Raw genomic sequence first — 19,255 nt, 5'->3', positions numbered from 1 at the left:
GAGGGAGCCCCAGCCTAGCCCGAAGCGGGCATGGCCATGACGATCTGGCTCAACACGCGTCGATGCAATCATCGACGGCGAGAGGCAGGCCGCCTGCGCTACGCCCCGGCAGGCAGCAGCATGTCGCAATGCATGATGCCGGCATCCTCGTAGTCGGCCCCGCTACGCCGGAAGCCGAGGCTCGAGTAGAAGTCTTCGAGATGGATCTGCGCGCTGAGGAAGATCGGCGTGGCCGGGTATTGCCCGCGCGTGAAATCGATCGCCGACATCATCAGCACCCGTGCATGTCCCTGCCCTCGCCAGCCCGGCGCCACCGCCACGCGGCCGATCTTCGGCACCGGTGAATCCGTCGCCGCCGGCGGCACGATGCGTGCGCAGGCCACCAGCTCGCCAGCCGGCGAAGTGCCGAGTCCGTGCCAGCACACCGGGTCCAGTCCGTCGATGTCATGGAAGCGGCATTCCTGCTCGATGATGAAGACGTCCTGCCGCAGGCGCAGCAGCGCATGCAAGCGGGGGACGGTGAGGGCATCGAAGGGCAGCCACTGCCAGGCCAGGCGGAGGTCGTGCCGGGGTTGTGTGCTCATGGTCTGACACCGTGCGTGACGCGCCGGCTCTTCCGGCACGGGCGGATGGTAGCGCCCGCAGGCGCGCCGCGCTCACGCAGCTCGGGCATCACGTACCGGCGCGCGTGCCTGATCGCGCTGGTGGCTGATCCCCACTACCCGGCCGTCACCGCCCTGCCCTTGCTTACCGTCGTGCGTCCAGCCAGGCCTCGGTGGATTCATCGCTCCTGCCGCGCACCGGCGCAACGGTCGCCACGCCCGGGATGCTTCCGCCGTCATCAGGCGCCCCGGCCCGGAAGACCGCCTGATCCTTGCCGAACGAGGTCAGTCCGGCGATCAGGGCTGCCTGCTGGTAGGGGTCGAGTACGCGGGCCGTCGCCAGCGGTTGCGCGGCGACGGCCGACGCGTTCAGCAGTGCCGGGTTGTCCGCGACGTCAATCGGGTTCGTCACCGGTGTTACTGCAGGGGTTTCGGGCAGCGCCACAGGGGCCACGCTGACCGGCTCCGGCGGCGTCACGGTAAGCGTGCTGGCCACGTTGGCAGCAACAGGCTGCGCCAGCGTGCCGGTGCTGTTGAAGGGAACAGCGGTGGTGCCACGCAGGGGCGCTTCGTTGTCGTTGGTGACGGTCAGGCCATCGTCAGTTTCGTTGCCGGTCAGGTCGACCAGGTTCAGCACCCCGGCCCGGTCCGGCTGCGGCGGTTCGATCAGCGTGTCGAGCGGCGCCTGCGGATCCACGATGCTGGCGGACGCATCGGCCGGTTGCGGCAGCAAGGGCGACGGCACGAAGGGCTGCAGGAGCCCGGCAGGCGAGAACAGCCCGCCGTCATCCGCCTCGGTCAGCACGGGATCGCTGAGGCTCCTGGTGAACGCGGCATCGATGTCCAGCGACGGGTCGCGCTGCAGTTCGGACAGCAAGCGCTGGGCGATGCCGGACAGAAAGACGCTGGTGGACTCCGGGCTGACCGGCAGTGCCGCGCCGGTGCTGCGCGCGCCACTCGCAGGCGCAAGCGGCGCGACACGCGCGACGTTTTCGACTGCGGCAGAGACGACGGGAGGCGATGGCGGCAACACGACCATGGCAGCTGGTCCATGAACATCCGGATGAAGAATTTGGCAGCCGGTCGGGAGTTTGGTTCGCGCCAATCCGGCTTGCCGGTCTGTCCTGGATCAAACGGCCGTCTGCCGCGCTCCCAGAAATCATCTCCGTGAATGTTTGCAGGTCCAAACAAAAGCCCTGTTCCGACCCGATTTTTGCTGCACGAGGAGTAAAAAAGCACCCGTGGGTGCCGGGCCACGAGGGGCGATCCGGCACAGCCCTTGAATGTCTGCATGCCCCTGCGCCACGGTATTTCCCGGAGTCCGATCATGACGAAATTCTTCATCGCTGCCGTCGTACTGGCAGCCTCCAGTTCCGCATTCGCCGGGCTGCCCCTCCTCAACGCCACCTGCCCGACGGACATCAGCGTCCATGTCGACCAGGGCGGCCCGGTCTACCTCAATGGCAAGGAGGCTAAGCTCAAGCGCTTCAACGAGAACTACTACGAAGCACGCCAGGGCAACGCCATCGTGTCGCTCAGCATCAACCCCGACGGCTCGCCTGGCGTCACCTATACGCGTGGCAAGGCCAACGGCATCTGCACGATCACGCCCGACGCGACGCCCGGCAACGAACCAGCGCACGCGCACGCTGCCACCCCTTCCGCGCACGGCCCGCAAGGCGAGGGCGCTCCGGTTTCCACCGGCAACATGCCGGCCTTCTGCCGTGGCGAAGCCTCCAGCCTGTACGGCACCCGCCCCGCCTACATCACGACCGGCAAGCCTGCGAAGGCAGCCGGCGGCTACACCGTCAAAGGCACGGCCGACAAAGGCAGCGAAGGTACGAAAACCTTCGTCTGCAGTTTCGATGCGCACAACCGCTTCGTGGAAGTGCAGCCGCAGGATAGCGACGGGGAGTAGGTCGACCCAACGGTCAGCCGGCACCAGCGCCTGCACAGGCGCAATACCGTGCGTGCCTCGCCGGCGGTTCCCCTTCGACGGGGGCTGGACAGACCCCATTCACGAGACGCGCGTCGCCCGGCTTTCGCTCAGGCGCCCTCCGTCACGCCTCGCGCATACGCCGGCGCAAACCGCTCCCGTGCAAACGCCTCGATGGTCGTGGCCTGCACAGCCACGGGAGCAGCCGTAGCTGATTCCACGGACATGCTGGACAACCAGCGCGACAGGGCCTCCAGCTGATCCGCCGCATCGGCCGACATGCCGTGCGCGCGCAACATGCGCTTGGTCTCTTCCGGCGCGGCCTGCAGGTACTGCAGATCCGGCTTGCCGATGGCGGAACCAATGACGCGCGCCGCTTCGCGCAGCGTGACGGGTCGCGGCGCCTGGAGCCGCAGCACGCCGCGATGCCGTGGCGTGACGAGTTCGTGTGCGACGGTTTGCGCGATGTCTGCGGTCGCCACCATCGGGATGGGGGCATCGGGCGATTCCATGCCGGAGATCACGCCGGCCGCTGCGATTTCGGGGATCGCGGCAAGCAGGTTCTCCATGAAGTACCCGGCGCGCAGGTGCAGCAGATCGACGGTGCCGATCGCGTCTAGCCGCTGCTCCTGGGCGTGCAGGGCTTCGATGGGGCCGGTGCCGTGCGGCAGCTCCGCCCCGACGCTGGAGAGATTCACGAGGCGGCGGCCCGTCGCCCGGCGCAGCGCTTCCGCGATCGCCTCGCCGATGCGGTGCTGCGCCACGCGCATGTCCGGCTCCTGGTAGCACGGGGGCAGCATGGTGTAGACAGCGGTCGCATCCGCGAAGGCGCTGGCGAGGAATGCAGCATCCGCCGGGTCGCCCACGGCGATACGGGCGCCGGCGGCTTCGAGGCCGGCTAGGGCCTCCCTGTTGCGGCCGATCACGCGTACCGGGTGGCCGCCGTCGAGCAGGATGCGGGCGAGTTGCGAGGTGATCTGCCCGCTGGATCCGAGAAGGACATACATGATGAACGCCTTTCACACACGGTTGATGTGAGTGCATGGTGGCCCCGCATGCTGTCCAGAAAAAGTATCCTTCCTGGAATCCGTTGTTCAGTAATTCTGCACAGATGAACCTGGTTCGACTCGAAGTCTTCGTGGCGGTGTGCAACACCGGCAGTTTCACGCGCGCGGCCGAAGGCCTGGCCATGACGAAGTCCGCCGTGAGCCAGCACGTGGCCACGCTGGAGCGGGAGCTGGGGGTGCAGCTGCTACATCGCAGCACCCGCCGGCTCACGCTGACCGATGCGGGAAACGGCCTGCTCGTGGAGGGACAGGCGCTGCTGCAGGAAGCGCAGCGCCTGGTCGAGCGCACGCGCGGGCAGGCGGCGCAGCTCACCGGTGTGCTGCGTCTCACGTCGGCGGAAGACACGGCCAGCTGGGCAGCGCCGCTGATCGCCGAATACCTGCGCCGCCACCCCGACATGCAGGTGGACTACCGACCGAGCGATCACCTGCTCGATCTCGCGGCCGAAGGGATCGACCTGAGCCTGCGCACCACGGGCAGGCGGGATTCGGCACTGCGCGCCGCGAATCTCGCGCAGTTCGACATCTGGTGCGTGGCCTCGCCGCAGTATCTCGCCGAGCGTGGCACGCCGCGCCGGCTGGCGGATCTCGCCGCGCACGGCTGGATCGCGTTCACGCCGATCTCGCACCCCTGGACCTTGCGCACGCGCGACGGCAGTCAGTCGGTGCGCTTGCGGCGCAGCGTAAGCACCTCCAGCACCGCCGGCGGACGGGCACTCGCCCTGGCCGACGCCGGCATCTTCGCCGCACCGGAATTCACACTCGAGCCGGAAGTGGCTGCAGGCCGGCTCGTCCGCCTGCTGCCCGGCGTGAAGCTGCCGCAGGTATGGCTCTACGCCGCGTGGCCCGGGCGTGGCGAACCACCGACGAAGACGCGCGAGTTCATCGAACTGGCGAAGGCACGGCTGCGGCCTGCGAGGCGTGGCACGTCATAGCCGTGCGCCGCCTCGACAAGGCTGGACACTGGCAGTCAGCCGGGGGCGAGATTCAGGCCTGGCGCAGCAGTAGTCCCGAAGACCGCTCCGTCCTCACTCCACCGTCACCGACTTCGCCAGGTTGCGCGGCTTGTCCACGTCCGTCCCGCGCGAGCACGCCGTGTGGTACGCCAGCAGTTGCAGCGGCACGACGTGGAGGATGGGGGACAGCGGGCCGTAGTGTTCTGGCAGGCGGATGACGTGCAGGCCGGCGTCGCTTTCGATGCGGCTGTCGGCATCCGCGAACACGTACAGCTCGCCGCCGCGGGCGCGCACTTCCTGCATGTTGCTCTTGAGCTTGTCGACCAGCGTATCGTTGGGCGCGACGGTGACGACCGGCATGCTGGCATCCACCAGCGCCAGCGGGCCGTGCTTCAGTTCGCCGGCGGGGTAGGCCTCGGCGTGGATGTAGCTGATCTCCTTGAGCTTCAGCGCGCCCTCCAGGGCGATGGGGTAGTGCAGGCCGCGGCCGAGGAAGAGAGCGTTCTGCTTGCGGGCGAAGTCTTCGCTCCAGGCGATGATCTGCGGCTCCAGCGCGAGCACGGCCTGCAGGGCGACCGGCAGATGGCGCATGGCCTTGAGGTGCTGCGCTTCCTGTCCGGCATCGAGATGACCGCGCAGCTTGGCCAGCGTCAACGTCAGCAGGAACAGGCCGGCGAGCTGGGTGGTGAAGGCCTTGGTGGAGGCGACGCCGATCTCGACGCCGGCGCGGGTGATGTAGGCCAGCTTGCACTCGCGCACCATGGCACTGGTGGCGACGTTGCAGATGGTCAGCGTCTGCTCCATGCCCAGGCTGCGCGCGTGCTTCAGTGCTGACATGGTGTCCGCCGTCTCGCCGCTCTGCGAGATGGTGACGATGAGCTGGCGCGGGTTGGGCACGCTGTCGCGGTAGCGGTACTCGCTGGCGATCTCGACGTTGCACGGGATGCGCGCGATGGACTCCAGCCAGTACTTGGCCGTCATGCCGGCATAGGAGCTGGTGCCGCAGGCGAGGATCAGCACCGAGTCGATGCTGTTGAAGACCTGCTCGGCCTGGTCGCCGAACAGGCTGGCGCTGATGCCTTCCACACCTTCCAGGGTGTCGGCGATGGCGCGCGGCTGCTCGAAGATCTCCTTCTGCATGAAGTGACGGTACGGGCCCAGCTCGGCCGCGCCGGTGTGGGCATGCACGGTGCGCACCGGGCGCTGCACGCGCTCGAAGCCCTGCGCGTCGCCGGCACTGACGCGTGCCTCGATCCAGTACTTGCCGAGTTGCAGGTCGACGACGTCGCCCTCTTCCAGGTAGATGATCTGGTCGGTGACGCCGGCCAGCGCCATGGCGTCGGAGGCGATGAAGTTCTCGCCCTGGCCGACGCCCATGATCAGCGGCGAGCCTTCGCGCGCGCCCACCACGCGGTGCGGCTCGTCGCGGCAGAACACGGCGATGGCGTAGGCGCCCTTGAGGCGCAGCACGGCGCGCTTCACGGCAGCGAAGAGGTCGCCCTCGTAGTAGTGATGCACGAGGTGGGCGATGACTTCGGTGTCGGTCTGGCTGAGGAATTCGTAGCCACGGCCTTTCAGTTCGGCGCGCAGCTCGTCGTGGTTCTCGATGATGCCGTTGTGCACCAGGGCGATGCTGTCGCGCGAGAAATGCGGGTGAGCGTTATGCACCGCGGGTACGCCGTGGGTGGCCCAGCGGGTGTGGGCGATGCCGGTGAAGCCGGTGATCGTCTCGTCGCGCACCTGGGCATCCAGTTCCACCACGCGCGACACGCTGCGGGCGCGGCGCAGGGCGCCGTCCTGGTGCACGGCCACGCCGCAGGAGTCATAGCCACGGTATTCGAGGCGCTTCAGGCCCTCGACGAGGATGGGGACGATGTTGCGTTGGGCGACGGCGCCGACGATGCCACACATGACCGGACTCCCGGAAAGGATGAGATGCCGGCGATGGTAGTCCGGCGACCGCGAACGAGGCGTGCAAAATTTCCGCCGATTCGCAATGTAATTTCACGCCAACCCCGACATGCAATATTATTTCTTTACGTCGTCTAACGTGAAATCATCATGCCTGCCGATCTACCAGTTTCCCCCAGCCTTCCGGGCGAGCAGACGCCGGACGCCACCGACCTGCGCATCCTGGAGCTGCTGCAGGACGACGCATCCCTGTCCAACCAGAGCCTCGCCGAGCGGGTGCATGTGTCGCCGGCCACCTGCCTGCGCCGGGTCAAGCGGCTGGAAGAGGCAGGCATCATCGAACGACGGGTCGCCATCCTGTCCCCCGACGCGCTCGGTGCCGGCCTCACCGCCATCGTGGAGGTGACGCTGGACCACCAGGCGGCCGAGATGCTGGCGAAGTTCGAGGCACGTGCCAGCAGCGTGCCGGCCGTGCAGCAGTGCTACCGCGTCAGCGGCGGGCCGGATTTCGTGCTGGTGGTGCAGGTGCGCGACATGGAGGCCTATCACCGCTTCGCCAACGAGGTGCTGAACAGCGACGCCAACGTCCGCACGGTGCGCAGCTTCTTCTCGGTGAAGCGGGCGAAGTTCGGCACGGCGATCAGTTTGCCGGGGGCGGGCTGAGCAACCGAGTAACGCAGCGGGTCATCTGGCGCTATGGCGTAGGTTGGGTTGAGCACAGCGAAGCCCAACACGACCACATCCGAAATTGTGCGCCGGTGTGCCGGCTGCGGACCTTGATGTTGGGCTTCGCTGCGCTCAACCCAACCTATCCGGAGCGGGGGGCGCACCGTGGCTCCTCGAGCGCGCAGCCTGGATAAGGCCGCAGGTCGTCATCCGGGGGGCGTTGCTGTTGGCGCAGCGTTGAATTGGCTTCCGCGTTCGGCGACGGCCCGGGTTGTGCCACCTTTTCCTGTCGAGGCGGGCGCCTTTACGTGTTCAGCGTGCCGGCCAGTGCCAGGCCGGCCGCTCCAGCCGGCCCATGCCCTGCACGCCGGTGGCGCCCAGCTCCTTCTCCAGGTGCAGTGAATTGCAGTCGCGCTCGCCTTCCAGCGTGGCGATCAGGCGCGAGGCGTGCGACACCACGATGACCTGGGTGTGCGACGCGGCGCGCGCGATCAGCCGGCCCAGCGCGGGCAGCAGGTCGGGGTGCAGGCTGGTCTCGGGTTCGTTCAGCACCAGCAGCGGTGGCGGGCGCGGCGTCAGCAGCGCGGCAATCCACAACAGGTATCGCAGGGTGCCGTCCGACAGCTCCGCGGCGCTGAGCGGGCGCAGCAGGCCATGCTGGTACATCGCCACCTCGAAGCGGCCGCCCTCCACCCTGATCTCCACGCGCGCGCCGGGAAAGGCGTCGTCGACGGCTTCATCCAGCCCCGCCTCGTCGCCGATCTCGCGGATGGTCTGCAGCGCTGCGGCCAGGTCCGCCCCGTCGTGACCCAGCACCGTGGTGCGCGTGCCGATCTGCGGCAGGCGCGCGGGCGCAGCGGCGTCGGTGCGGAAGTGGTCGTAGAAGCGCCAGCCGCGGATGGTCTCGCGCAGGCCCAGCAGCTCCGGCGTGTCGGCGCTGGCGCACTGGGTCATCATGCTGTCGAAGGTGGCGACCGCCGGCTGCAGGTTGCGCCAGTCGCCACGCCCCTCGCGCACCAGTACCAGCGGGCCGCGGCGATCCACCAGCGCCGCGGCCGGGCGCATCACCGCGCCAGCCCACACGCATTCGCGCTTGATCTCCGGGTCGCCACCGAACACCGAGCCCGGCACGGGCACCGGCAGGCCCAGCTCCACCGAGTAGCCGAAGTCCTCGCCGGCGAAGCCCAGCTTGAGGTGCACCGGCTCGTTGCGCCGCGTGCCCTGTACCGGCTGCTCGCCACGCTGCATGGCGCGGGAGTGGTTCTCCGGCCCGGCCCACAGCGTGGAGTCCAGCCCGCCCTCGCGCGCCAGTGAGGCAATCAGGCCGCCCTGCGCCGTCTCGGCCAGCAGGCGCAGCGAGCGGTAGACGCTGGACTTGCCGCTGCCGTTGGCGCCGGTCACGACATTCAGCTGCCTCAGCGGCAACACCAGGTCGCGCAGCGAACGGTAGTTGGCAACCGCCAGCGTGCTCAGCATGGCAGTTCAGGCCGACATGCGGGCACGCAGCCAGGTGCCGATGTGGCCGATCTCTTCCATGCATACGGAATGCAGCATGTCGTAGCTGTGCCAGGCCACCGGCACCTGCCGCTCGACCAGTGCGTCGCGGGCACGCAGGCCGAGCTGCGGCGCCACCACGTCGTCGAAGTTGCCGTGGGCGGCGAACACCGGGGTGCTGCGGTTGGCCTCGCTGAAGCTGTCGTCGAGCAGCTTCAGCGAAGGGATGTAGGTGGACAGCGCGATGATGCCGGCCAGCTTCTCCGGGTGGGTCAGGCCGGTGGTGTAGGCAATCGCCCCACCCTGCGAAAAACCGGCCAGCACGATGCGCTCGCAGGGAATGCCACGCGCATTCTCACGGGCGATCAGCGCGCGCACCGCGTCGCAACTGCGTACCACGCCGAATTCGTCCACCTCGCGGCTGAGGCCGCCCAGGCTGAGGATGTCGTACCAGGCGCGCATCACGTAGCCGCCGTTGCAGGTCACCGGAATGGCGGGGGCATGCGGAAAGACGAAGCGCACGCCCGGCGACGGCGGCAGGCCCAGCTCCGGCACCACCGGCACGAAGTCGCTGCCGTCGGCGCCCAGGCCGTGCAGCCATATGACGGCGAAGCGCGGATCGGCAGCACTCTCCAGCTCGATGGCATCCAGGGTGGTGGTCATGTGCGGGCTCCGGGTGAAGGATTGTCGGATGGGGCAAGGCGGCAAGTATCGCGGATCGGCCACCGTCCTGTCTCTGCCACGACCCGGCGCCCTGCTCACGGGCGCGCGTTGGCGGGCGTGCCGACGGGCATGATCATCGGCGTGTTATCTTGCCCGCGCCGCTACCGTACGGGACGACGTTCTTACATGGTTTCTCACATGGATGGGGCCCGCGTCAAACGACCGCTGGGGTACCGCCTTTTCCTGCTGGCCGCCACCGGCATCTTTCCGCTGGCCATCCTGGCCGCGCTGGCCATGGTCAACCTGGCTGCCGATCGCCGCAGCGAGGCCGAACGGGCCGCCCTGGAACTGTCGCGCGCGCTGGCCAGCGCGGTGGATGCCGAGCTGCGCAGCACCCAGGCCGCACTGGAGACGCTGAGCCTGTCCGAGAAGCTGGACAACGACAGCGTCACCGAATTCTTCCGCACCGCGCTGCGCAGTACGAATGCCCGCGCCGGCTGGCGCAGCCTCGCGCTGACCGACGCGGCCGGCACCACGCTGTTCCAGACCGACCTGGGGCCGGAGAGCCGTGGCGCCCCCATGGCCGACCCGTCCAGCCTCCGGCAGGTGCTCGCCACCGCCGCGCCGGTGGTGGGCCACATCGTCAGGACCGCGCCGAAGGTGAGCTCGGTACCGGTGCGCATGCCGGTCATCCGCGACGGCAAGTTGCGCTACACCCTCACCGCCTTCCTCGACCCGGATGTCATCCGCCACATCCTGTCGGCGCAGCGCGTGCCGGAAAGCTGGGTGGTCAGCGTCCTCGACGACGAGAAGAACATCGTCGCCCGCAGCCGCAGCAACGAACGGTACATCGGCACGCGACCGCATACCGAGCTGTACCAGTTGCTGGAGCGCTATCCCGAGGAAGGCGTCGACGTGACGCTGACGCTGGAGGGCCAGTCGGTCATCATCGGCATGACGCGCCTGGCCGGCACCGGCTGGCGGGTTGCCGTCGGCATACCGTCCAACGAAGTACAGCGCAGCACCTGGCGGTCGCTCACGGCCTTCGGTTTCGGCATCGCCACCTCGTTCCTGCTGTGCGCGGGGTTGATGCTGCTGGCCGCGCGGCGCATCAGCCGGCCCATCGAGCAACTGCGCGAATCCGCCATGGCGCTGGGCCGCGACGAGCGCGTCATGCCCTTGAGCTCCGGCATCCGCGAACTGGACGACCTGGGCCTCGCGCTGAGCGTCGCGTCGCGGGAACGGCGACGCGCCAACCACGAGCGCGAGGAATTGCGCGCAGCCGAGCACGAGGCTCTGACGCAGGCCCAGCAGGCCTCGCGCGCCAAGGACGAATTCCTCGCCATGCTCGGCCACGAACTACGCAACCCGCTGGCGCCCATCATCACCACGCTGGAAGTATTGCGCCTGCGCGGCGAGCGCAGCCTGGAGCCGCAGCTGCAGGTCATCCGCCGCCAGGTGTCGCACATGACGCGGCTGGTCGAGGACCTGCTCGACGTGTCACGCATCACCGCCGGCCGCCTGGAGCTGAACGCGGAACCGGTGGACATCGACAAGGTGGTGGAGCGCGCGCTGGAGGCCGTATCGCCGCTGGCCGACAAGCGCAGCCGCAAGATCGGCGTGCGCCTGGCCGGCGAGCCCACCTGGGTGATCGGCGACGGCGAGCGGCTGGTGCAGGTCGTCACCAACCTGCTGACCAATGCACTGAAGTTCACCCCGCCCGACCAGCCGCTGGACGTCAGCGTGGAGCGTCGCGAGGACAGCGTGCGCATCCTGGTCGAGGACGGCGGTTCGGGCATCGCGTCCGACCTGCTGCCCAGGGTGTTCGAGCTGTTCTCCCAGGGCGACCAGCAGCTCGCGCGGCGCTCCGGCGGCCTGGGTCTCGGGCTGGCCATCGTGAAGAACCTGGTGGAGATGCATCGCGGAACGGTCTCGGCCAGCAGTGCCGGGCCGGGCATGGGCAGCACCTTCACCGTCACCCTGCCGCTGGTGTCCGACATCGCGCAGCAGATCGCCGAGGAAGAGCGCGCCCAGGCCGACGGCCCGGTCGGCAACATCCTGGTGGTGGACGACAACGTGGATGCCGCCGACACGCTGGCCACCGCGCTCGGCATGAACGGGCACGCAGTGCGCACGGCCTACGATGCGGGCTCCGCCATCAGCCTGCTGGACGAGTTCCAGCCGGACCTGGCGATCCTCGACATCGGCCTGCCCGACATGGATGGCTACCAGCTCGCCGGCGCCATCAAGGCGCATCCGCGCGCCCGCGGCTGCGTGCTGGTGGCATTGACCGGCTACGGCCAGCGCACCGACCAGGAACGCGCCTTTGCGGCCGGCTTCGCCCGCCACCTCACCAAGCCGGTGGAGTGGGACACGCTGATGGAGATCGTGACGCAGGCACTGGCGAAGGACGCCTGAGGCGGCGCCGTCCGCCACGGCCTCACCGGCAGACCTCAGGCTGCGGAGGCCAGGGCCCGCGCCAGCTTCATGTCGCTCTGCATGATGTGGCTGTTGAGCCAGTCGCCCAGGAACTGGTGGGTGCTGATCGACAGGGTGATGGCGCCGCTCTTGAAGCGGGCCTGCAGGTCCTGCACCTGGGCGATCAGCTTGTCGTGCTCGGACTTGTGGGCGGCGAAATCGGCGTAGCCGATGCGGCGCATGAACTGCTCCTCGCGCTGGAAGTGCGTCACCGTGTATCCCACCAGCTCGTCGAGGATGCCGCCCATCACCGTGTTGGCCTTGCCCTGCTTCATGGCGAGTTGCAGGCGGTCCAGCAGCCTGAACAGCTGCCGGTGGTCATCGTCGATCTGTGCGTTGCCCACGCTGAGCGTCTCGCTCCACTGCACCGTTGCCATGACCTGCTTCTCCCTGCCACATTGAAAGTACGGAGTCGAAGTGTCGGGGCTGCCGCAGGCAGCGGCATTGATGCAGGTCAGGCCCGCCGCGGACGCGGCGCGCACGGCATGATTTTCATGCCTGCCCGGCGATGAAGCTAGACAACGTCATGGTCAGTGTGCACCGCCGCCCATGTAGTGGCCGAGGGTGCGCACGTCGGCGGATTCCGCTGGCGTTTCGTAGACGAGGCGGCCTTCGCTCATCACCGCGATGCGGTCGGCGAGCGCCAGCAATTCGTCGAGGTCTTCCGAGATCAGCAGGATCGCCGCGCCGGCCTCGCGCGCGGCAAGCAGGCGTGCATGCGTCTCCGCCACCGCCGCGAAGTCCAGGCCGAACACCGGGTTGGCGACGATCAGCACATCCACCGGCCGCGACAGCTCGCGCGCCAGCACCGCGCGTTGCACGTTACCGCCGGACAGCGACGCGATGGGGGCGTCCACGCCCTCGGTCTTGACGCGGAATTTCTCCACGTAGCCGGCGGCCTGCGCGCGCAAGGCACGGCGGTTGACGAAGCCGCCCCGTGCCAGCGGCACCTGGTCGAAGTTGCGGAGGGCCATGTTGTCGGCCACCGACAGCGTGCCGACGCAGCCATTCTTCAGCGGTTCTTCCGGCAGGCTGAACACCTTCAGCGCCGCACGCTGCGGTCGGCTGCCGGTGAACGCGGCATCACCGATGAACACACTGCCGGCCTCGCGCTCGCGCTGGCCGTTGAGCACTTCAGCCAGTTCCTTCTGGCCATTGCCGGACACGCCGGCGATGCCGAGGATCTCGCCGGGGCGGATCGACAGGCTCAGTTGCTGCACGGCCGGCAGGCCGGTGTCGTTGAGCGCCTCCAGCGCTTCGATGCGCAGCCGCGGCGCAGCTTCGGGCACCGCCACGCGCGGGGCGCGCTTCTCGCGTACGGCATGGGACGCTCCCGCATCGCTACCGACCATCATCGCCGCCATGCGCTCGGCATCGAGGTCGGCGACCATCCCGCCGCCTGCCAGCCGGCCACGGCGCAACACGGTGACCGCATCGGCGAACGCCGTCACCTCGCGGAACTTGTGGGTGATCATCATCGCGGTGAGCGTGCCGTCGCGGGTGAGCTGTCGCACCAGGCCCAGCACCTCGTCGGCCTCGTCCGGCGTCAGTACCGACGTGGGCTCGTCGAGGATCAGGAAACGGCGCTTCAGGTAGAGCTGCTTCACGATCTCCACCTTCTGCTTCTCGCCCGCCGCCAGCGAGGCCGCCGTCTTGTCGAGCGCCACCTTGAACGGCATGGTGTCCATGAAGGCGGCGAGTTCTTCGCGCTCGCGCTTCCAGTCGATGCGCCAGGGCAGCCTGCCGCGCGCGGTGACGAGGTTCTCCGCCACCGTCATCGACGGCACCAGCGTGAAGTGCTGGTACACCATGCCGATGCCCAGTTGCGAGGCGATCACCGGCGACGGAATTTCCGTCTCGCGACCATCCACCTGGATGACACCTGCATCCTGCTTGTAGAAGCCGACCAGGCATTTCACCAGCGTGCTTTTGCCGGCACCGTTCTCGCCGAGCAGCGCGTGGAAACTGCCCGCCGGAATGTTCACCGACACTTGGTCCAGCGCGGCGAGCTGGCCGAAGCGCTTGCACATGCCGCTGGCCTCCAGCGCCATGGCGCCGGTTTTGGGTTGGACGGCTTCGATGTTCAGCATGCGTGGTCCCTCATGAACACTCTCGGTACCGTCATTCCCGCGGCGGCGGGAGTCCAGCGTGGTTGAACGCACCCCAGAGTCACTGGATTCCCGCTTCCGCGGGAATGACGAAGGTAGGGGTTGGCCGTCACGCCAAGCCCTCGATCACCGCATCGCTCGACGCGGTGGCGCCGAATACGCCGCCCTGCATGTGCACCATCTTGATCGCCGCTGCATGGTTGCCAGCGTCGGTCGCGGCGCAGCCGTCTTCCACCAGCAGGCATTCGAAGCCGCGGTCGTTGGCTTCGCGCATGGTGGTGTGCACGCACACGTCGGTAGTGATGCCGGTGAGGATGATGTTGCGGATGCCGCGCGCGCGCAGGATGAGTTCAAGATCGGTGGCGCAGAAGCTGCCCTTGCCCGGCTTGTCGATGATGATTTCATTCGGCAGCGGCGCGAGTTCCGGGATGATTTCCCAACCCGGTTCGCCGCGCACAAGGATGCGGCCGCAGGGGCCGTCGTCACCGATGCCGACGCCGCCCTCGCCGATCTGGCGCGAACGCCACAGCTTGTTGGCGGGCAGGTCGGAGAGGTCCGGCCGATGGCCTTCGCGGGTGTGGATGATCCAGTAGCCCTTGTCGCGCATGGTGGCGAGCAGGCGGCCGATGGGGCCTATGGGCGCGCGGGTCAGCGAGATGTCGTAGCCCATGCGGTCGACGTAGCCGCCGATGCCGCAGAAGTCGGTCTGCATGTCGATGATGACCAGCGCGGTGTTGTCCGGGCGCAGGTCACCGTCGAAGGGCCAGGCGTAGGGCGTGGAGTTCAGTGTGCTCATGATGATGGCTCTGTGGATGCGGGGGTCAGGCCCCCGGGCCTTTGTAGCGGCGTTCCGGCACGTCGAAGCCGCAGGAGCTGCCGTCCTTGTGCACGACCTCCGCCTCCCAGGGCAGCTTGTACTGGCCGGCCACCATGTCGTGCATGAAGGTGTAGGGGCAGTCCTGGGCGCCGCCCTTCACCGCGACGTAGCCGCGATGGCCAAGCTGGTAGATGTTGTTCTCCACGCCCCAGTGCAGGCGCGCCTCGCGCACGAGGTCCGGGCGCAGCTCGCAGGTGATGATCTCGTCCGGCCGGTGGCTGCCTTCCACCATCACGGTGCCGTCGAAGTTGCAGAACATGCCCTCGCCCATCGAGTCGAACGTGCCGTTGCTGCCGCATAGGCACACGCTGGCGGTCTGCGCGAGGTTGTGGAAGGCGTTGGTCTGGTTGGTGATCTTCCAGGTATGCCGGATGGGTGCGGTGTAGCCAGCGGTGCGGAGGATGATCTCCGCACCCTTGTAGGCGGCCTCGCGCGCCATCTCGGGGAACATGCCGTCGTGGCAGATGATCAGCGACAGCTTGCTGCCCTTCGGCCCGTCGCACACCGGGATGCCGAGGTTGCCCGGCTCCCAGGGCTCGACCGGCACCCAGGGGTGCAGCTTGCGGTAGTACAGGCGGATCTCGCCGCTGTCGTCGATGATGATCCCGCTGTTGTAGGGATTGCCGCCGGGGTTCAGCTCCATGATGGAGAAGCAGCCCCAGATGCGGTGCTCGACGCAGGCGGCCTTGAAGGCCGCGATCTCGGGGCCGTCCAGCGTGCACAGGATGGCGGGGTTGATGTCCATCGACAGGCCATGCAGGCTGTACTCGGGAAACACCACGAGGTCCATGCCGGGGTTGTTGCGACGTGCCTTGCCGACCAGCTCGACGATGCGCGCGGCCTGCCGCGTCACGTCGTCCGGCGTGACGATCCAGGGGTTCTGGATCTGCACCAGGCCGACGACGATGCCGTGCGGCGATTTGTTGAGTCCACCCAGTCCGCTCATGCTGCTTCCATTCAACGTGTCAGAGAGAGTTCACCCGGCGCGCCCTGCAGGCTGCGTTTCGGCGAGCAACTGGCGATGAGGATCACCAGCGTCAACACGTACGGTGCCGCGTTGAAGAGGTGATAGCCGCTGGAGATGCCGGCCGCCTGCAGCGCCGGGCCGAGTGCGCCGGCACCGCCGAACAGCAGCGCGGCCCACAGGCAGCGGATCGGCTCCCAGCGCGCGAAGATCACCAGCGCCACCGCCATCAGGCCCTGCCCGGAGGACAGCGCCTCGTTCCAGCTGCCGGGGTAGTACAGCGACAGGAAGGCACCGCCGAGGCCGGACAGCGCGCCGCCCAGCATGGTGGCCACCACGCGCATGCGCAGCACGCGGATGCCCAGCGCCAGCGCAGCGTCGCCGCTGTCGCCCACCACGCGCAGCTTCAGCCCCCAGGCGGTGTTGCGGAACGCCCAGTGCAGGAAGATGGCGAGCGCGATGCCGGCGGGGAACAGCGGGTTGATGGCGAGCGCCGCCTGCACCGGCGGCGAATCGCTCCACGCGCCCAACTCGATGGCCGGCAGGTTGGGCGCCTTGGGCTGGATGTAGGGTTTGCCGAGGAAGAAGGCCAGACCGGTGCCGAACATCATGATGGCGATGCCGATGGCGATGTCATTGACCTTCTTGAGGCTGCACAGGCCGGCGTGCAGCAGGCCGAAGGCGGCACCGACGAGCGCCGCCACCCACAGGCCGATCCACGGCGAGCCGGTGGCCAGCGAGGTGCCGTAGGCCGACATCGCGCCCATGACGAGGATGCCTTCCAGCCCGAGGTTGATGCGGCCGGATTTCTCGGTGATGCACTCGCCGAGGCTCACCAGCAGGAAGGGTGTGGACACGCGGATGGCGCCGCCGATGACGGCCAGCGGGATGCTCCACAGGCCGAGGGTCTGCGCGGTTTCGTTCATGCTTTCTCTCCGGTGGCGGCCACGACGATGGGCGCCGTCGCGGCGGCCGGCGCGGCCTTCGCCGCGCGCTTGAACCTGATGCGCCCGTACAGCGTCTCGCTGGCGAGGATCAGCACGAAGGCCAGGCCCTGCAGCACCAGCACCGCAGCGTCGGGCATGTCGAGGCGACGCTGCAGCATGCCGCCGGCCGCGTTGATGCCGCCGATGAGGATCGCCACCGGAATGACCGCCAGCGGGTTGTGGCGCGCCATGAAAGCCACCAGGATGCCGGCATAGCCATAGCCGACGATCAGCGAGGCATTGGCGGCGCCGTGCACCGCCGCCACCTCGATGCCGCCAGCAAGGCCGGCCGCCGCGCCACCGGCCGCACAGGCGCCGATCAGCCAGGCGCCGGTGCGCAGGCCAGCGAGCTGTGCGGCGCGCGGATTGCCGCCCACCACCTGTAGCGCGAAGCCGATGGTGGTGAAACGCGTGACCACCCAGGCCAGCAGCGCGACGACCACGCCGATGCCCAGCCCCAGATGCACGTCGAAGCCCGGCGTCATGCCCAGCATCAGCGCGTCGCCGATCGGTGCGGTGGAGGGTTTGTTGAGGCTCGCCGGGTCCTTCAGCGGGCCTTCGACGAAGTGGTTCAGCAAAGCGATGCCGATGTAGGCCAGCAGCAGGCTGCTGATCGTCTCGTTGACGCCACGCGCGTGGCGCAGCCAGCCGCACAGGCCGATCCACAGCGCGCCGGTGGCGGTGGCGGCGAGCAGCATCATGAGTTGCACCGGCAGCGCCGCGCCGCCCATGCCCCACGCGCCCACTACTGCCGCGGCGAGCCCACCCAGCACCAGGGCGCCTTCGCCGCCGATGATGACCAGGCCAGCCCGCGCGGGAATGGCGACGGCCAACCCGGTGAGGATCAGCGGGGCCGCGCGCTGCAGGGTGTTGTTCCACGAGAAGCTGCTGCCGAAGCCACCCTTGTAGAGCAGCTCGAAGACTTCCAGCGGCGGGTAGCCGGCGAGGCCGACGAAGAGTGCGAAGAGCAGCATCGCGGCCAGCACGGCGCCGACCGGGATGAGGATGCGTTCAAGCCATTCGAAGGTACGTGGTGTGCTCATCTCATCACGATCAGGAAAACACGGTCATCGGCGCAGGGTCACGCCGGAAGGCACGAGACCGGCAGCCGCCGACGCGCCATGCGCCGACGGGAACTGCAAGGCGCCCCGGTGTGGGTTGAACACCATGTTCCCGCCATCCGCTCGCCCAGCCGCCGGACCCAAGACGTGCCCCGTCCCTGTTTCACGGGTCCATGCGTACGGACACTGCTCTGCGGCAGCAGCGGGCCTCCCATTGTCCAGCCCACACCGGGACGCCCTGCCTTGCCTGGTGCGCCGGGGCGGGAGCTGCGTGCAGCGCATGCGCCGCAAGGCAAGCTCCCGCGCCGGTGCCCGGATCTGGTCACTCGTCCGGTCAGATCTGACCGATGACGCCTTCGACCAGGTAGTTCATCGCTTCCAGCTTCGGGTCCTGCTGGCTCAGCGTGGTGCCCGCGGGAATCACCACCGCACCCTTGTTGTCCTTCAGCGGGCCCTTGAAGATCTGGAACTCGCCCTTGACCATCTTCGCCTTGATGTCGTCCGCCGCCTTCTTCGCCTTGTCCGGCACCGCCGGGCCGTAGGCGGACATCTTCACGAAGCCTTCCTTGAGGCCACCGCGCAGGAAGTTGGGCGGCTGCTTGCCGGCCTTCACCGCGTCGATCAACGTCGCGTACGGCGTCGACCAGTCCCACTCCGCACCGGTGAGGTAGCCCTTGGGCGCCAGCGCGGCCTGGCTGGCGTGATAGCCGCAGGTGAAGGCACCGCGCTTCTCGGCGGTCTCCACCACGACCTTGGGGCCGTCGACGTGACAGGTGAACACATCGCAGCCCTGGTCGAGCAGGCTGTTGGTGGCTTCCGCCTCCTTCACCGGCTGGCTCCAGTCACCGGTGAAGATCACGCGGGTGGTGAAGGCCGGGTCCACCGACTTGGCGCCCATCGTGAAGGCGTTGATGTTGCGCAGCACCTGCGGGATCGGCTTGGCGGCGACGAAGCCCAGCTTCTTGCTCTTCGACACGTGCGCGGCGACCACGCCGGACAGGTACTGGCATTCGTCGATGTAGCCGAAGTAACTGCCGGTGTTGGCCGGGTGCTTGCCCTGGGTCCACATGCCACCGCAGTGGGCGAAGAACACCTTGGGATACTTCGCGGCCACCTTCAGCATGTGCGGGTCGAAGTAGCCGAAGGAGGTGGCGAAGATCAGGCTGGCGCCGTCCTGCTCGATCATCGCTTCCATGCTCTTCTGCACCGCCACCGTCTCGGGCACCTTCTCCTCTTCCAGCACCTTCACGCCGGCCATCTTCTTGGCTGCGGCGGCGGCTTGCGCCTGCGCCTGGTTGTAGCCGAAGTCGTCACGCGGGCCGACGTAGATGACGCCCACGGTGATCGGCTTGCCTTGCGCCGAGACGATGCCCGGCAGCACGAAGACGCTGCCGGCGGCGGCGCCGGCCTTGAGGAAATTGCGACGGTCGAAACGGCTGTTGCTCATGTGTTCCCCACCCCTGGATGAAAGTTGTACGGACTGCGA

17 protein-coding genes are annotated in these 19,255 nt (G+C 68.2%); 4 read left to right on the top strand and 13 right to left on the bottom strand.

Annotated features, from left to right (window positions below):
* Positions 1-98: 98 nt before the first annotated feature.
* Together VVD47_RS13625 and VVD47_RS13620 are read right to left on the bottom strand one after the other, a co-directional pair.
* Positions 99-584: a GNAT family N-acetyltransferase gene (locus tag VVD47_RS13625; protein ID WP_327604023.1), complete on the bottom strand. Its 486-nt coding sequence runs from the start codon at positions 582-584 to the stop codon at positions 99-101.
* A 163-nt stretch (positions 585-747) separates the two neighbouring features.
* Complete coding sequence (locus VVD47_RS13620; protein WP_327604022.1) at positions 748-1,641, bottom strand: hypothetical protein; 894 nt, start codon at positions 1,639-1,641, stop codon at positions 748-750.
* A 288-nt stretch (positions 1,642-1,929) separates the two neighbouring features.
* On the opposite strand from VVD47_RS13620, the gene VVD47_RS13615 reads away from it, so the two are divergent.
* Positions 1,930-2,520, top strand: a complete 591-nt coding sequence (locus tag VVD47_RS13615; RefSeq protein ID WP_327604021.1) for a YsaB family lipoprotein — start codon at positions 1,930-1,932, stop codon at positions 2,518-2,520.
* Between the two features lie 128 nt (positions 2,521-2,648).
* Here the strand turns inward: VVD47_RS13615 and VVD47_RS13610 are convergent, their stop codons facing one another.
* Entirely contained in the window at positions 2,649-3,545 is an 897-nt protein-coding gene (locus tag VVD47_RS13610; RefSeq protein WP_327604020.1) for an NmrA family NAD(P)-binding protein, read from the bottom strand.
* Between the two features lie 104 nt (positions 3,546-3,649).
* On the opposite strand from VVD47_RS13610, the gene VVD47_RS13605 reads away from it, so the two are divergent.
* Positions 3,650-4,540 (top strand): LysR family transcriptional regulator, encoded by an 891-nt coding sequence (locus VVD47_RS13605; RefSeq protein WP_327604019.1) that lies wholly within the window; start codon positions 3,650-3,652, stop codon positions 4,538-4,540.
* A 93-nt stretch (positions 4,541-4,633) separates the two neighbouring features.
* Here the strand turns inward: VVD47_RS13605 and glmS are convergent, their stop codons facing one another.
* Complete coding sequence (gene glmS, locus VVD47_RS13600; protein ID WP_327604018.1) at positions 4,634-6,472, bottom strand: glutamine--fructose-6-phosphate transaminase (isomerizing); 1,839 nt, start codon at positions 6,470-6,472, stop codon at positions 4,634-4,636.
* 150 nt (positions 6,473-6,622) lie between these two features.
* On the opposite strand from glmS, the gene VVD47_RS13595 reads away from it, so the two are divergent.
* Positions 6,623-7,135, top strand: a complete 513-nt coding sequence (locus VVD47_RS13595; protein WP_327604017.1) for an Lrp/AsnC family transcriptional regulator — start codon at positions 6,623-6,625, stop codon at positions 7,133-7,135.
* A 315-nt stretch (positions 7,136-7,450) separates the two neighbouring features.
* Here the strand turns inward: VVD47_RS13595 and VVD47_RS13590 are convergent, their stop codons facing one another.
* Together VVD47_RS13590 and VVD47_RS13585 are read right to left on the bottom strand one after the other, a co-directional pair.
* Positions 7,451-8,614: an AAA family ATPase gene (locus tag VVD47_RS13590; RefSeq protein WP_327604016.1), complete on the bottom strand. Its 1,164-nt coding sequence runs from the start codon at positions 8,612-8,614 to the stop codon at positions 7,451-7,453.
* Positions 8,615-8,620: 6 nt separating this feature from the next.
* Positions 8,621-9,295, bottom strand: a complete 675-nt coding sequence (locus VVD47_RS13585) for an alpha/beta hydrolase (RefSeq protein ID WP_327604015.1) — start codon at positions 9,293-9,295, stop codon at positions 8,621-8,623.
* A gap of 198 nt (positions 9,296-9,493) precedes the next feature.
* Here VVD47_RS13585 and VVD47_RS13580 point away from each other — a divergent pair, with 198 nt between their 5' ends.
* Positions 9,494-11,713, top strand: a complete 2,220-nt coding sequence (locus VVD47_RS13580; RefSeq protein WP_327604014.1) for an ATP-binding protein — start codon at positions 9,494-9,496, stop codon at positions 11,711-11,713.
* A gap of 35 nt (positions 11,714-11,748) precedes the next feature.
* On the opposite strand, the gene VVD47_RS13575 is transcribed toward VVD47_RS13580, so the two are convergent.
* The 7 genes from VVD47_RS13575 to VVD47_RS13545 form a co-directional block, all read right to left on the bottom strand.
* Positions 11,749-12,150 carry a bacteriohemerythrin gene (locus VVD47_RS13575; protein WP_327604013.1) on the bottom strand — a complete coding sequence of 134 codons (402 nt, stop codon included), beginning with the start codon at positions 12,148-12,150 and terminating at the stop codon, positions 11,749-11,751.
* A gap of 153 nt (positions 12,151-12,303) precedes the next feature.
* Positions 12,304-13,863, bottom strand: coding sequence for an ABC transporter ATP-binding protein (locus VVD47_RS13570; RefSeq protein WP_327604012.1), 1,560 nt, complete (start codon positions 13,861-13,863; stop codon positions 12,304-12,306).
* A gap of 127 nt (positions 13,864-13,990) precedes the next feature.
* Positions 13,991-14,677: a biuret amidohydrolase gene (gene biuH, locus VVD47_RS13565; protein WP_327604011.1), complete on the bottom strand. Its 687-nt coding sequence runs from the start codon at positions 14,675-14,677 to the stop codon at positions 13,991-13,993.
* Positions 14,678-14,702: 25 nt separating this feature from the next.
* Positions 14,703-15,704 carry a formamidase gene (locus VVD47_RS13560; RefSeq protein ID WP_327604010.1) on the bottom strand — a complete coding sequence of 334 codons (1,002 nt, stop codon included), beginning with the start codon at positions 15,702-15,704 and terminating at the stop codon, positions 14,703-14,705.
* Positions 15,705-15,715: 11 nt separating this feature from the next.
* Complete coding sequence (locus VVD47_RS13555) at positions 15,716-16,648, bottom strand: ABC transporter permease (protein WP_327604009.1); 933 nt, start codon at positions 16,646-16,648, stop codon at positions 15,716-15,718.
* Positions 16,645-17,751 (bottom strand): ABC transporter permease, encoded by a 1,107-nt coding sequence (locus tag VVD47_RS13550; protein WP_327604008.1) that lies wholly within the window; start codon positions 17,749-17,751, stop codon positions 16,645-16,647. The genes VVD47_RS13555 and VVD47_RS13550 overlap by 4 nt, the downstream gene beginning before the upstream one ends.
* Positions 17,752-18,103: 352 nt before the next feature.
* Positions 18,104-19,216 (bottom strand): BMP family ABC transporter substrate-binding protein, encoded by a 1,113-nt coding sequence (locus VVD47_RS13545; RefSeq protein ID WP_327604007.1) that lies wholly within the window; start codon positions 19,214-19,216, stop codon positions 18,104-18,106.
* Between the last annotated feature and the right edge of the window lie 39 nt (positions 19,217-19,255).

The sequence above is a fragment of the Uliginosibacterium sp. H1 genome, from assembly GCF_036017065.1.
GTDB lineage: Bacteria > Pseudomonadota > Gammaproteobacteria > Burkholderiales > Rhodocyclaceae > Uliginosibacterium.
Note: the sequence above shows the minus strand (reverse complement) of the source record. Positions and strands in the feature narration are given on the sequence as shown.

Coding starts and splice junctions, on each gene's coding strand:
- VVD47_RS13625 (WP_327604023.1), bottom strand. CDS start 584: ATGAGCACACAACCCCGGCACGACCTCCGCCTGGCCTGGCAGTGGCTG.
- VVD47_RS13620 (WP_327604022.1), bottom strand. CDS start 1,641: ATGGTCGTGTTGCCGCCATCGCCTCCCGTCGTCTCTGCCGCAGTCGAA.
- VVD47_RS13615 (WP_327604021.1), top strand. CDS start 1,930: ATGACGAAATTCTTCATCGCTGCCGTCGTACTGGCAGCCTCCAGTTCC.
- VVD47_RS13610 (WP_327604020.1), bottom strand. CDS start 3,545: ATGTATGTCCTTCTCGGATCCAGCGGGCAGATCACCTCGCAACTCGCC.
- VVD47_RS13605 (WP_327604019.1), top strand. CDS start 3,650: ATGAACCTGGTTCGACTCGAAGTCTTCGTGGCGGTGTGCAACACCGGC.
- glmS (WP_327604018.1), bottom strand. CDS start 6,472: ATGTGTGGCATCGTCGGCGCCGTCGCCCAACGCAACATCGTCCCCATC.
- VVD47_RS13595 (WP_327604017.1), top strand. CDS start 6,623: ATGCCTGCCGATCTACCAGTTTCCCCCAGCCTTCCGGGCGAGCAGACG.
- VVD47_RS13590 (WP_327604016.1), bottom strand. CDS start 8,614: ATGCTGAGCACGCTGGCGGTTGCCAACTACCGTTCGCTGCGCGACCTG.
- VVD47_RS13585 (WP_327604015.1), bottom strand. CDS start 9,295: ATGACCACCACCCTGGATGCCATCGAGCTGGAGAGTGCTGCCGATCCG.
- VVD47_RS13580 (WP_327604014.1), top strand. CDS start 9,494: ATGGATGGGGCCCGCGTCAAACGACCGCTGGGGTACCGCCTTTTCCTG.
- VVD47_RS13575 (WP_327604013.1), bottom strand. CDS start 12,150: ATGGCAACGGTGCAGTGGAGCGAGACGCTCAGCGTGGGCAACGCACAG.
- VVD47_RS13570 (WP_327604012.1), bottom strand. CDS start 13,863: ATGCTGAACATCGAAGCCGTCCAACCCAAAACCGGCGCCATGGCGCTG.
- biuH (WP_327604011.1), bottom strand. CDS start 14,677: ATGAGCACACTGAACTCCACGCCCTACGCCTGGCCCTTCGACGGTGAC.
- VVD47_RS13560 (WP_327604010.1), bottom strand. CDS start 15,704: ATGAGCGGACTGGGTGGACTCAACAAATCGCCGCACGGCATCGTCGTC.
- VVD47_RS13555 (WP_327604009.1), bottom strand. CDS start 16,648: ATGAACGAAACCGCGCAGACCCTCGGCCTGTGGAGCATCCCGCTGGCC.
- VVD47_RS13550 (WP_327604008.1), bottom strand. CDS start 17,751: ATGAGCACACCACGTACCTTCGAATGGCTTGAACGCATCCTCATCCCG.
- VVD47_RS13545 (WP_327604007.1), bottom strand. CDS start 19,216: ATGAGCAACAGCCGTTTCGACCGTCGCAATTTCCTCAAGGCCGGCGCC.